General features: G+C 43.6%; 11 protein-coding genes. 9 read left to right on the top strand and 2 right to left on the bottom strand.

Annotation, left to right across the window (positions count from 1 at the left end; translation table 11 throughout):
- Positions 1–142: 142 nt before the first annotated feature.
- The 3 genes from P22_RS17155 (at position 143) to P22_RS17145 (ending at position 3,939) form a co-directional block, all read left to right on the top strand.
- Complete coding sequence (locus P22_RS17155; RefSeq protein WP_054261462.1) at positions 143–1,066, top strand: TIM barrel protein; 924 nt, start codon at positions 143–145, stop codon at positions 1,064–1,066.
- A 25-nt stretch (positions 1,067–1,091) separates the two neighbouring features.
- Complete coding sequence (locus P22_RS17150; protein WP_054261461.1) at positions 1,092–2,270, top strand: Gfo/Idh/MocA family protein; 1,179 nt, start codon at positions 1,092–1,094, stop codon at positions 2,268–2,270.
- Between the two features lie 223 nt (positions 2,271–2,493).
- Positions 2,494–3,939, top strand: a complete 1,446-nt coding sequence (locus P22_RS17145; RefSeq protein WP_082378545.1) for a sugar porter family MFS transporter — start codon at positions 2,494–2,496, stop codon at positions 3,937–3,939.
- 90 nt (positions 3,940–4,029) lie between these two features.
- On the opposite strand, the gene P22_RS17140 is transcribed toward P22_RS17145, so the two are convergent.
- Both P22_RS17140 and P22_RS17135 read right to left on the bottom strand, forming a co-directional pair.
- Positions 4,030–4,914: an AraC family transcriptional regulator gene (locus P22_RS17140; RefSeq protein WP_054261460.1), complete on the bottom strand. Its 885-nt coding sequence runs from the start codon at positions 4,912–4,914 to the stop codon at positions 4,030–4,032.
- A gap of 271 nt (positions 4,915–5,185) precedes the next feature.
- On the bottom strand, positions 5,186–5,389 hold the full coding sequence (locus P22_RS17135) for a TOBE domain-containing protein (protein ID WP_054261459.1): 204 nt from the start codon (positions 5,387–5,389) through the stop codon (positions 5,186–5,188).
- Between the two features lie 597 nt (positions 5,390–5,986).
- Between P22_RS17135 and P22_RS17130 the strand changes: the two genes are divergently transcribed.
- The 6 genes from P22_RS17130 to P22_RS17110 all read left to right on the top strand — a co-directional run bounded on the left by P22_RS17130 (position 5,987) and on the right by P22_RS17110 (position 12,083).
- Positions 5,987–6,154 (top strand): hypothetical protein, encoded by a 168-nt coding sequence (locus P22_RS17130; RefSeq protein ID WP_156319029.1) that lies wholly within the window; start codon positions 5,987–5,989, stop codon positions 6,152–6,154.
- Positions 6,155–6,406: 252 nt separating this feature from the next.
- On the top strand, positions 6,407–7,087 hold the full coding sequence (locus tag P22_RS17125) for a GGDEF domain-containing protein (protein WP_054261457.1): 681 nt from the start codon (positions 6,407–6,409) through the stop codon (positions 7,085–7,087).
- A gap of 227 nt (positions 7,088–7,314) precedes the next feature.
- Positions 7,315–8,610 carry a magnesium transporter gene (locus tag P22_RS17120; protein WP_054261456.1) on the top strand — a complete coding sequence of 432 codons (1,296 nt, stop codon included), beginning with the start codon at positions 7,315–7,317 and terminating at the stop codon, positions 8,608–8,610.
- Positions 8,607–9,860: an Nramp family divalent metal transporter gene (locus tag P22_RS17115; protein WP_054261455.1), complete on the top strand. Its 1,254-nt coding sequence runs from the start codon at positions 8,607–8,609 to the stop codon at positions 9,858–9,860. The genes P22_RS17120 and P22_RS17115 overlap by 4 nt, the downstream gene beginning before the upstream one ends.
- 77 nt (positions 9,861–9,937) lie before the next feature.
- Entirely contained in the window at positions 9,938–10,192 is a 255-nt protein-coding gene (locus tag P22_RS20745) for a hypothetical protein (protein WP_156319028.1), read from the top strand.
- A 94-nt stretch (positions 10,193–10,286) separates the two neighbouring features.
- Complete coding sequence (locus tag P22_RS17110; RefSeq protein WP_054261454.1) at positions 10,287–12,083, top strand: heme NO-binding domain-containing protein; 1,797 nt, start codon at positions 10,287–10,289, stop codon at positions 12,081–12,083.
- Positions 12,084–12,312 lie beyond the last annotated feature (229 nt).

Raw genomic sequence — 12,312 nt, 5'->3', positions numbered from 1 at the left:
AGCCTGGGCAAAGCATGATTAAAAGCAAGACTGTTGATGTAACGGACATCAATACATTGCTATAATTTAATCACAAAATTTCCAAAATATTATAAAAATATAATCAATAATTCTATGGGGTTTTGAGAGAGGAGGTGATATTATGACTATTAAAATTAGCGGTGCTCCTTGCTGCTGGGGTGTAGATAACCCTAAAAATCCCTATCTTCCCTCCTGGGAACGGGTAATGGACGAAGCTGCGCAAGCCGGATATAAAGGGCTGGAGTTAGGTCCGTATGGATATATTCCGCTGGACATCAATATTGTGGGAAAAGCGTTAAGAGAACACGGGTTAACCATTGTTGCCGGAACCATATTTGATGACCTGCTTTCAGAAAACAATTATGAAAATATAATCAGGCAGGTGCATGATATATGCTCCTTGCTAACCAATTTACCCCAATTTCTGCCGGAGGCCGGGCAGCATTTTCCTACACCTTACTTGGTGTTAATTGACTGGGGGCATGAAGAGCGGGATTACACTGCCGGACATCCGGAAAGAGCGCCACGTTTACATGCTGAGGAATGGGCGGTGTTCATCCGGCATATTAAAGCAGCGGCCCAAATTGCGCATGAACATTACGGTGTACGGGCTGTGATTCATCCACATGCAGGCGGGTACATTGAATTTGCTGATGAAATTCGGAAAATTCTAAAAGATATTCCGTACGAACTGGCAGGCCTTTGCCTTGATACAGGGCATCTGTATTACTCTAAAATGGAGCCTTTACAATGGCTGCGGGATCATGCGGACCGTTTGGACTATATCCATTTTAAAGATATAAACGACAAAGTCTATCGCCGGGTCATGAATGAGCAAATTAAATTTTTTGATGCCTGTGCCCAAGGTGTGATGTGCCCGATTGGCCAGGGAGTTATTGATTATCCGGAGATTTATAAGCTGCTAAAGGCAATTGATTATCAGGGATATATTACGATTGAGCAGGAGCGTGATCCCCGTAATTCGGATACAAGTCTGCAGGATGTGACTAAAAGTCTGCAATATTTGCGTAGCATAGGTTTTTAAAATATATAAAAGGGAGTTTTCAGCAATGATTAATGGGGAAAAAAGAATCGGCCGTCCTATCCGCTGGGCCATGATTGGTGGCGGCAGAGGCAGTATGATCGGCTATATCCATCGCAGTGCGGCGTTGCGTGATCAAAGCTTTCAGTTAGTTGCAGGTGCTTTTGATATCGATCCGGAGAGTGGAAAGGATTTCGGCATCCAAATCGGTCTTTCTTCGGAACGTTGTTATCCGGACTATGTCACTTTATTCGCCGAAGAAGCAAAGCGAAAGGATGGTGTCGAGGCGGTATCGATTGCAACACCGAATGCCATGCACTATACGATATGTAAAGCGGCGCTGGAAGCGGGATTGCATGTGGTTTGTGAAAAACCCTTGTGTTTTACTGTAAAAGAAGCGCTTGCGCTGCAGGCACTGGCGAAGAAAAAGAACCGGGTTGTCGGGATCACCTATGGTTATGCCGGACACCAACTGATTCAACAGGCAAGAACAATGGCCGCAAATGGCGATTTGGGAGAAATCAGAATTGTGGATATGCAGTTTGCCCATGGCGGGCATGCGCAGGCGGTTGAAGAACAAAGCAGCAGTACGAAGTGGCGGGTAAATCCCAAGATCGTAGGCCCCAGTTATGTGCTGGCCGATGTAGGAACACATCCGTATTTTTTATCGGAAGTAATCCTGCCGGATTTGAAAATTAAAAATCTTATGTGCAGTCGCCAGAGTTTTATTAAAAGCCGTGCTCCGCTGGAAGACAATGCCTATGTATTAATGAACTATGAAAGTGGTGCGGTCGGTACTATGTGGGCCAGTGCAGTTAATTGCGGCTCCGTACATGGACAAAAGATCCGTATAATTGGCTCACTGGCGAGCATCGAATGGTGGGATGAACATCCGAATCAGTTACGTTATGAAGTCTACGGTGAACCGGTCAGAATCCTGGAACGGGGCAGTGGATATTTGTATCCGGAGGCTTTGGCGGAAGACCGGATTAGTGGTGGACATCCGGAAGGCTTATTTGAGGCATGGTCTAATCTTTACCGGCGGTTTGCCATTGCTATGGACGCGGTTAACCAGGGGAAGGAGATAAAAGACAAAGACTTCTGGTATCCCGATATTGATCATGGTGTAGAGGGAGTAAAATGGGTGGATGCATGCGTCCGGTCGGCCGATAGTGGTTCAGCATGGGTGGAGTATAATTCTTTATAATATTCGGGCGGAAAGATTAAACGAGGAAGTTGCTTAAGCTAATGAAAAAGTCGGCAAATAATTGACAGATGATACGGCAAGGACATTATGGAAGTGTGCCAAGCGTTGTTTCGGTGCTCGTCAATTGAATAGCGTAAACAAGCAAGATATATCCTGAATTCCTAAAATATTAAAAACGGTTAAGGTGAACAGCAATAAAAAGAACGGTAAATGGAGGGGAGCAATGGCTACTCGAAATGTGATAACCGATAATTTCCCGGAAAGAGACAGCGGTCATTCACCCAAGAAATGTCTGGCGATCATTACTGTTGTCGCGACTTTTGGCGGATTGTTGTTTGGGTATGATACCGGTGTTGTCAATGGTGCTCTGCCGTTTATGGCACAAAAAGATCAATTGAATCTTACCCCTTTTATCGAAGGCCTGATCGTCAGTTCGCTGCTATTGGGGGCGGCTTTCGGATCTGTCATCGGTGGACGTATGGCTGACCGCAGAGGGCGCCGTAGCACCATTCTGTTCCTGGCCGTATTGTTTTTTGTTTCCACAATTGGTTGCACACTGTCGCCGACGGCAGCAGTTATGATTTGTTTCCGCTTTCTGCTTGGGCTGGCTGTCGGTGGCGCGTCCGTTACCGTGCCCTCCTATTTGGCGGAAATGGCTCCGCCGGAGAGGCGCGGCCGTATGATTATCCAAAATGATTTAATGATTGTAACGGGTCAGTTTTTGGCATTCCTGTTCAATGCCATTTTGGGTGTAGGTTTGGGGGAGACCGGACATGTATGGCGTTATATGCTTGCTCTGGCCGGAGTTCCTGCAATCATGTTATGGTTGGGCATGAAGCGCATGCCCGAAAGTCCAAGATGGCTAATGTCTAAAGGCAAAGCGGAAGAAGCTTTGCAGGTGTTGCGTATGGTGCGAGAGGAAGAAGTTGCAGCGATAGAAATTAAAGAAATTGAAGACAATATAAAAAAAGAGTCACACATGGAAAAGGCAACCTTTAAAGATTTAGCGACTCCATGGATTCGTAGAATAGTCTTTTTGGGTATCGGCCTTGCGGTTGCCCAGCAAATAACCGGTATCAATGCGATTATGTATTATGGAACCCAGATCCTGATGAATTCGGGGTTTGGGACGGATGCCGCCCTGATTGGGAATGTTGGTAATGGAATTATATCGGTTTTGGCTACCTGGACAGGCATCTGGCTGGTTACGGCGATCGGGCGCCGTCCGTTGCTAATTGCAGGACAAACGGGCATAATAGCCTCGCTGGTCGCAATCGCCTTTTTTGCCACGACATTGGCCGGTTCAGCCAGTTTGCCATATATTGTGCTTGCCTTAACGATTTGCTTCTTGATTTGTCAGCAGGCCTCGGTGTCTTCCGTTACCTGGCTGATGATTGCCGAAATTTTTCCCCAGAGAATCCGTGGTTTAGGTATAGGCATTTCTGTGTTTTGTATGTGGGTTGCAAACTTTTTCATAGGACTGTCGTTCCCCGTGCTTTTGAGCGGGGTTGGCCTGGGGATGACATTCTATTCACTGGCTGCGATTAATCTTATTTCCGTAGTTATGGTTTACTTGTTTGTTCCGGAGACGAGGGGGCTATCCTTGGAAGTAATAGAAGATCGTTTCCGCGGTCATAAAGCTGATACAGGAAAATCGTTATCATTATAAGCAGAATGGGTATGACGGAAAGAGAACGAACCGCTTTCAAGCCGGGAGACTTGAAAGCGGTTTTTATCGGGTGGGGGTAAGCCCGGTTACCTATTGTTCTTCCGTTGGGGGTATATCTGTTTTTATGAAGTACAGTTTTCTGTATCTCATAGGAGGCATACCCACGATTCTCATAAACAATTTGTGAAAATAATTCGGGTTATTATAGCCTACTTTTATGGCAATATCCGTAATGCTATGCTTGGAATTCAGGAGCAGTGATTGAGCCTCACCGATCCGTCGCCGCATAAGGTACTGCATCGGGGAATATTTCATAAATCTTTTAAAAATGTGTGACAAATAATACTGATTGGCACCGACAACCTCGGAAATTCCGGCTAAAGTAAGATCTTCCATATAATGCTTATCGATATAATCCTTAACACGTTGTCCGAGCATATTTTCTTCCGGCAGTAAAAGTTCCTGATCGTTGGCAGAGAGCTTTGCTATTAATACAATGAGCGAACGCAAAAGATAATTGGCTAATTCTTCTGAAAATTCATCTCTTGGCAAAGCCTGATTGTACATCATCCTGATTAAAGTTTCTACCTCGTTGAAATATTTACCGCTTTCAATAACAGGTCTGCACAGAGGCGGAACGAGGTGATTCGTCGGCATATTTTTAAATTTAAGATTGGTAAACGCACAATAGTATATACTCATAGCGGTGTCGGTATGCATGCATTCGTCATGGGTTATGCCGCTGTTGAAAATTAGGATATCACCTTTTTTAGTGGCATAAGTATCTGTTCCGATAATGTGCGTCCCTTTTCCTGCGCGAATAAATACCATTTCCGCTTTATCGTCATGCATATGCATAAGCCTGGGAAGCTTCGAATGCTTATTTTCTGCTTTATAGGCGGATAGCAATATTGGATAACCATTTTCTTCAAAAAGGGAATCAAATTTGTTGTTAAAAAAGACAAAGGGTATCATAATGCTACTCTCCTTATATTCTGTTTTATTTAAGTAGGGCTTTTGCCATAGCTATACGGTTAGGGGCCGGGATAAGTGCATTTCTGCCATTTACTTACTTCTCAGTATAAAGAACCTTCCTTTTAATAGTCAACTTAATAGTCAACAAAATTGATTCTTAATCATTGTTCGCTGGGAATAAAGGCGATATCCGGTAGCTATAAAAAAGCAAATGTCCCTAAACCTGCTTTAGTGAGAGGTTTAGGGACATTTGCTTTTTTAGACTACAACATTATTTAATAACCATCATTTCTGTAGCTTTAACCAGTGCGGTAACTTTGTCGCCAGGTGCCAGTTTGAGATCTTCTACGGAATCGACGGTAACGGCAGCTACCAACTCGGTTCCGTTGTAGTCCATTACCACTTTGGCCATAACTTCGCCTTTAACAATTTCTTTAACCGTGGCGGGTAATTTATTTCTTCCACTGATTTTCATAGGAATCATACTCCTTTATGGTAATTTATACTAAAAACATATCACTCCTTGAAACGTATTGCAAGCAAATTTTAGATAAGATAGGATGAAATTTATGATTTTTGCTATTTATCTTAAATTATCTAAGGATTTCTCTTGATTTCTTTCTAAAATAAACTTAAATAACTAAACATAAACCAACATTAAACCTAAACAGCTGCTTCCCGGAACGGTTTGCTAAGTTTTTGTAGTTTGATCTCTTTTCGATTGTTTTATTACAAAAAACATATAGCCACTCTTTTCTACAGTCAGTAGTGTGTCGGCCAAAAACAATCTCCATTATTGCCGGATATTGTAAAACGATCCTGCATATACTGCAAAGTCAAAATAAACAGCAGGGAGCGACAATAACTATGGAGATGGGAATAGGTACTATCGTGATAGCAGGTTGTTTGGCCGGTGCGTGGCTGACCAGGGGCAGCCTCCGGGGAATGCGGAATATGGTTGCACATTATGCCAGGTTACTGCGATAAAGAGCAGGATTACGGTTTTGAAATAAAGGGATTAATTCTTTTTTGGAGGATAATGTAACAAATGAGAGAGGGAGAGGCTTTAAACATGGCAAGGAAAAAGCGTAAGGCTGCGCTGTGCCCGGCATGCCGGAGCCCTTTGAAAGAAGTGCTGGATGCCGATGGCCAGCCGGATTTAATTTGCACCAATGTAGAATGCAAGTTTGCGGAAGTGACCAAATTATCCGGGAAAAAGGATAATTTGCTTTTGAAGTAGCTTGCGCAGAAGATCAGAAGGTAGAAAATACGGGCACGATAAGTGCCTGTATTTTTTTTACAAATATAAGATAAGGGATACTTTGTAAAATTGTTTTTTTAGTGATAAAAAAAGGTAGACATGAATTCAGAATAGTGTTAATATAGGAATAAATTGGCTGGTAGTTTCCAGAAAAGGAAATGCCCGGTTTGTGTAGAATAAGAGATAAAAGTATGTGTTTCCTGAAACGGTATCCATGGGAGGATAGTGTTCATGGTAAGGCTATTTTATGCGTATTCACCGGCTATTATGGGGAGTGTGACTGCCGCTGGATTGATTACCCTGTATGCAGTAACCACTTTTATCCGATTCGAATATCCGGAATATGTGCTTGTCTCTTGGGGCATCTGTTTGCTTCTTTTTATTTTGGGAAGTATTATAACCGGCAAGCTTATTCATAAACTGTATTTACTGTCCAATATTGATTCGTTGACCGGATTGTGGAACCGGCGCTATTTTAATACCAGACTGCAGGAGGAACTGCGGCGTATTCAGGGGACAAATAATTCCTTTGCTTTTGCACTTATTGATATTGATTATTTTAAAGAAGTCAATGATCTGTATGGGCATGCGGTAGGAGATGAACTGCTGATTACCATTGCCGGCCTTTTAAAGGGGGCAATTGGGCGGAGCGCAGTGATTACCCGTTGGGGTGGCGATGAATTTGCTATTATTATCCGGGATGTGGCCGTGGGCGATGCGCGGAACATTAGTGAGTCTCTGAAGAGTATTGTTTGCGGACACAAACAATGTCAGAGCAGATCAATTAGTGTGGGAGTTATCGTTGTTCAGGAGCAAATAGAAAAAGAACAGATCATTGTTATGGCGGATAAGGAATTATATGAAGATAAAAAAAAGAAGCGGCTGGCACGTACTTGTACTATTCATGCCTAGTTTCACATAATTACATAAAGGTTAAAATAAAAACTGCGCTGAGCGCAGTTTTTTATTTTTGGTATCCAGTATAAAGGCTTGCGAAAAAGGACCGATTAACGCTTCACAGTAGGAAAACATATACTGGAGTAAATGCTCTGGAGAGCAAATTTGCAGAGAAAAAAAGCTTTTCCGGGTTATTCTGGCGGTGTTGTTTATTGGCGAACTCCATGGATAGGGGGGATACCATGCATTCCGTAAAGCTGTTAGGTAAGTTCTACTTTAGCCAAATGCTCGGCAAATCCATTTATGATGCCGCGCAAAAGCGTATCGGGCGGGTAAAGGATATGGCTGTGTCCTGGAACTACAGTCATCCGCGTGTTTCCGGTATTAAATATGCACGCAAGATTCACGAACTGATCCCATTTGAACTGGTGGAACGCTGTGATGAAAATGGATTGTATCTTAATTGCGATTATACGGAAAATTGTACTGTTTCATTGCAGGATGAAGAGTTTTATATCAGCAAATGGTTGCTTGACAAACAGATTATTGATTTGAAGGGAGTTAAAATTGTCAGGGTAAATGATATTACGCTGTCCTGGTTGATGTATGATGGGCGGGTCATGATGGTGCTGACAGCTGTGGACATCGGTATCAGAGGTCTGTTTCGCAGACTGGGGCTGGAGTTTTTATTTAAACGCTTTGAAAATCGATGGCTGGGCTGGCAATACATAAAACCGCTGGAAAGTTGGAACTCGGCCTTGCAACTGAAGATGGAAAAACAACAGTTGGGACAACTGCATCCGGCTGATATTGCCGATCTCTTGGCGGAAATGGATTATAAACGCCGGGCGGCTTTCATTGACCATCTGGATGTACAGCAAACAGTGAAAGCGCTGTCGGAGATGCCACTGGCAACACAAGTTAAAATTATCGGCCAAATGGATGACATACGGGCTATAGCCATTTTACGGGGGCTGCCATCGGATGAGATTGCTGACATTTTAGGCGGGCTGTCATTTGGTAAATCTGAACAGCTTCTCAGTCTGATGCGGTTTGCCGACGCCGAAGCCGTGCGTAAACTTATGCAGTATAAGAGCGGGACGGCGGGAGCTTTGATGACGAGGGAATATATTGGTCTTTCCGGAGAGATAACGGCAAGCGGTGCCCTTGCCAGACTAAAGGAGATTGGAAGTTCGGCGGAGACCATCTATTACCTTTATGTGTTGAATGAATACGGGCGGCTGGAGGGTGTTTTATCGCTGCGGAAGCTGCTTACAGCGAATGACGATGCCAGTTTGTACGAATTGATGGAAAGAAGGGTGATTGCAGCACAGGATACCGACAGTGATCATCTGGTAGCGAAAATGATGACAAAATATGGCCTGCTGGCTGTTCCGGTTATTGATACAAGCGGAACTATGCTAGGGATCGTTACTGTCGATGATATTTTGAGTCTGGTCTTATCAGAACGAGGCAAAGCGGATGCTTATTCACTGTTTGCAGTCAGTTCACGCATAGGGCGGGGGCGGTATACATGAACCTTTTTGCGAACACGCAGCGAAAGTTCTTTTTGTTTTGGTCGGTAATGGGACCGGGGATTATTACCGCTTTTGCCGATAATGATGCCGGCGGTATTGCCACGTATGCTGCCGCCGGGGCAAAGTATGGCTATGCCCTGCTGTTTATCCTGTCGCTTAGTACCTTATGCCTGGCGGTAGCACAGGAGATTTCCGCACGGACAGGTGCAGTGACCGGGAGGGGATTATCCGATCTCATACGTGAAACATTTGGCGTACGTTGGACTTTTATGGCAATGGGGATATTGCTGGTTGCGAATATTGGCACTACGGCCTCGGAGTTCTCCGGCATTGCCACTAGTATGGAGATGTTCGGGATCAGTAAGTATATAGCGGTACCGTGTATTGCCTTTCTGATATGGTGGCTGGTAATGCGGGCCAGCTATGAGCGGCTGGAAAAGTTTTTTTTGATTTTGTGCCTGACTTTTTTCAGCTATGTAATTGCCGGGGCCATGGCGAACCCCGACTGGCATGAGGTGGCGAAAGCGGCGGTCACACCGGTATTTTCCCTGGATTCAGGTTTTTTGTTAATGGCCATCGGTATTGTTGGCACTACCATTACGCCCTGGGGGCAGTTTTATGTTCAAGCTTCCGTCGTGGATAAAGGGATTACCGTTAAAGAATATCACTATACCTTCTGGGATGTCATAATCGGGTCCTTTTTTACCGGGTTTATCGCTTTTTTTATTATTGTATCTACGGCTGGGACGTTGTACGTCGATCAGGTAGACATCGAAACAGCTAAAGATGCGGCCCTGGCATTGGAACCGCTGGCCGGGCAATATGCATCGGCGCTGTTTTCCTGTGGGCTGCTGGGAGCTTCCATGTTGGCGGCGATTATCCTACCGCTTAGTACCTCCTATGCGATTTGCGAAGCACTGGGATTCGAACACCGGATTAACAGTACATATAAAGAGGCACCGGTTTTTTTTGGCCTATACACTTTGCTAATCGGCATTGGGGCAGGACTGGTTTTGTGGCCGGATTTATCGTTATATGCCGTAATGCTTGCTTCGCAAGTAATCAACGGCATTTTACTGCCGCCGATTTTGGTTTTTATGCTTTTGATTGCCAGCAATAAAAACATTATGGGTAGCCATGCCAATTCCAGGTTATATAATATAATCTGCGGGATAGCGGTTGTTTTGTTGATTTTTTTGAGTGTATTATTATTAATACTGACTGTTTTTCCGGGTTTTCTTGATTCGTAGAATAGTTTTAAAGAATCAATGTAAAGTGCTCGGTACCTAGTAGTGCGTCATCTAAAAGTATGGGTTACTGGGTCTGTTTGAGTGCTTTATCGGAAAGCTGCGGATTATATTCGCAGCTTTCCGATATTTATTGCGGTAAGGGTGATGGTTGCTTCAATGGTAAAACAGATGACATGATAGCACAAGTTCGTGATAATGTCTGTGGGGAAAATCACAAAGAGATAGCATTAAGTAAAGGGGAAGAAGCGGGGAAAGAAAACTACGGGCTTTATTGTAAATTTCTGTTTAGAGATGGAGGATTTTTCGTGTCAAGAGAGAATGAGAAGTCTTAATATAATTCACGTTTCTTCATTAATTATTAAGTAGTAATTTAAACACAGATGCTATGAATTTTTGTAGTATTTGAGAATGGTGGAGTGAGCTTGCATGAAAGGAACTGTTGTCGATACATGGATTAGCACAGCAAAAAAAATATGGGGACAGGCAGTGACCGTTGAGGCCATGGAAACTGTCGGGTGGCCGGCAGAGCAGATTTTCCTGCCGACTGAAGATGTTGATGACGTAAAACCACGTCAGTTTGCCGCTTATCTAGCTAAAAAGCAGGGAAAAACGGAAGATGAAATTTGGTTTGCCATTGGCAAGGATAACATACAGACGTTTCAGCGGGCATATCCAGCTTTTTTTTATCAGGAAAATTTATATTCCTTTTTAAAATCCATGTATGATGTCCACGTAGTGGTGGTGAAGCGGATCCCCGGGGCTAAACCTCCGGAGCTATTGCTTGAGCCGGTATCTGAGTATGAAGCCGTTCTTAGCTACCGGTCGGCACGGGGCATGTTTGGCTATCTGCGGGGATTGATTGCCGGTGCTGCTGAGTTTTTTAAGGAAAATATCAAAACGGAAGAACTGGAATCGTCTGCTGAGCATATAAAAATTAAAATTCATTTTCCAAATCCGATTACCAGCACGGTGCATTATCGTTTCAATAAAGTACTGTCATTGGGTGGAATTAAGCATTTAGGCAGTAAGGTAGGCATAGCAGCGGCGGTTGTTACAGCGCTTATCAGTCTGGCGTTGTCTCTTGTTTCCGTTTCCGTCCCTGTATGGACTTTTTTAGTCAGCGGTATTGCTGCTGGCATAAGTGCCAGCCTGTTGCTGCGCCCGTTCAGGGCACTGAGAGAAGAATTGAGTCAGCTGCAACAGAGAGTATATTTTACTGAAACGAAATTGAGTTCAGCGGATGAATTTGAGGAGATCATGAAAGAAATCGCTGTTTATAAGAAACGGGTGAAGAGTGAATTTATAGGCTTTAAGGGAATTACCGATGAAATGAATCAATATGCAAACAACTTTAATGACCTGGCTGCCAGAATGAGCACGGCTTCCCGGGAAATTTCGGGAGTGGTTTATGATGTGGCTGGAGCAGCTGGAAATCAGGCAACAGAGACGGAAAATGCCGTAAGCATTCTGAACGGCAATTTGGATACGTTAAAAACGGTTGTAGAGGAACAGAATAATAATAAACAGCAACTGGAAGATGCCGTTCTGGAAATTAATAGGGGTTTTTCCGATGTGCAGGCATCCAGTACTAAATTGGAGCAAAGCTTAGAGAAGTTTGGGGAGGTCAGAGATTCGGCCGAGAATCTGCGCTTGCAGGCCGGCAGAATTAATGAAATTACCGGAATGGTTGCCGCTATTGCCGGACAAACCAATTTGCTGGCATTAAACGCCGCTATTGAGGCGGCAAGGGCCGGTGAACAGGGCAGAGGATTTGCAGTCGTTGCGGAAGAGGTACGGAAGTTGGCAGAACAATCTCATCAGCATTCCGAAAGTATTTCACAGGATTTAACGGTATTAATGGAAATTATCAGTCAGGTTGTTGAGTCAATAGAGTCGGAATATGGTGTGCTGGAAACGGAAAGCCAGTATCTGGGAGAGGTTGTTACAAGGAACAGTTCTCATATTCACAATGTACAGGCGGTTGTTGATAACATTGTTGGTATTATTGATAAGCTTGGGCATGAAATGGTAGGGCTCAATCAGGTTTGTGGCAAAATAGAAGGATTAGCCGCCATTTCGGAAGAAAACTCAGCTGCCAGTCGGGAAATGAGTGCCGCCGTGCAGGTTTACAACGATAAATTGCAGGATATGATGAATAAAATTAATGAATTTAAAAATGTAATTGGCCATTTTAGTCAGGATTTAAATCAGTACCGCACCTGATGTTACTTAATTTGAGATGTTTAAAGAGAGTTGCGCGTCAACTCTCTTTTTGTTCTTGGAAAAACAGAAGAGTAATTTCTAAATTTTTAGAATACTTATTGACACTCCTGAAATGGAGTGATAAAATGAAGTCACCTTAAAAAATCTTGTCCGATTTAAGGATTTTATGTTGACTTGGTTAACCGGATATGATATTATAAATAAGTCGCTGTGAGCAGCCGGCAAGAGA

The organism is Propionispora sp. 2/2-37 (assembly GCF_001298735.1).
Taxonomy (GTDB): domain Bacteria; phylum Bacillota; class Negativicutes; order Propionisporales; family Propionisporaceae; genus Propionispora.
Note: the sequence above shows the minus strand (reverse complement) of the source record. Positions and strands in the feature narration are given on the sequence as shown.

Coding starts and splice junctions, on each gene's coding strand:
- P22_RS17110 (WP_054261454.1), top strand. CDS start 10,287: ATGAAAGGAACTGTTGTCGATACATGGATTAGCACAGCAAAAAAAATA.
- P22_RS17145 (WP_082378545.1), top strand. CDS start 2,494: ATGGCTACTCGAAATGTGATAACCGATAATTTCCCGGAAAGAGACAGC.
- P22_RS17155 (WP_054261462.1), top strand. CDS start 143: ATGACTATTAAAATTAGCGGTGCTCCTTGCTGCTGGGGTGTAGATAAC.
- P22_RS17140 (WP_054261460.1), bottom strand. CDS start 4,914: ATGATACCCTTTGTCTTTTTTAACAACAAATTTGATTCCCTTTTTGAA.
- P22_RS17130 (WP_156319029.1), top strand. CDS start 5,987: ATGGCAAGGAAAAAGCGTAAGGCTGCGCTGTGCCCGGCATGCCGGAGC.
- P22_RS17115 (WP_054261455.1), top strand. CDS start 8,607: ATGAACCTTTTTGCGAACACGCAGCGAAAGTTCTTTTTGTTTTGGTCG.
- P22_RS17120 (WP_054261456.1), top strand. CDS start 7,315: ATGCATTCCGTAAAGCTGTTAGGTAAGTTCTACTTTAGCCAAATGCTC.
- P22_RS17150 (WP_054261461.1), top strand. CDS start 1,092: ATGATTAATGGGGAAAAAAGAATCGGCCGTCCTATCCGCTGGGCCATG.
- P22_RS17125 (WP_054261457.1), top strand. CDS start 6,407: ATGGTAAGGCTATTTTATGCGTATTCACCGGCTATTATGGGGAGTGTG.
- P22_RS17135 (WP_054261459.1), bottom strand. CDS start 5,389: ATGAAAATCAGTGGAAGAAATAAATTACCCGCCACGGTTAAAGAAATT.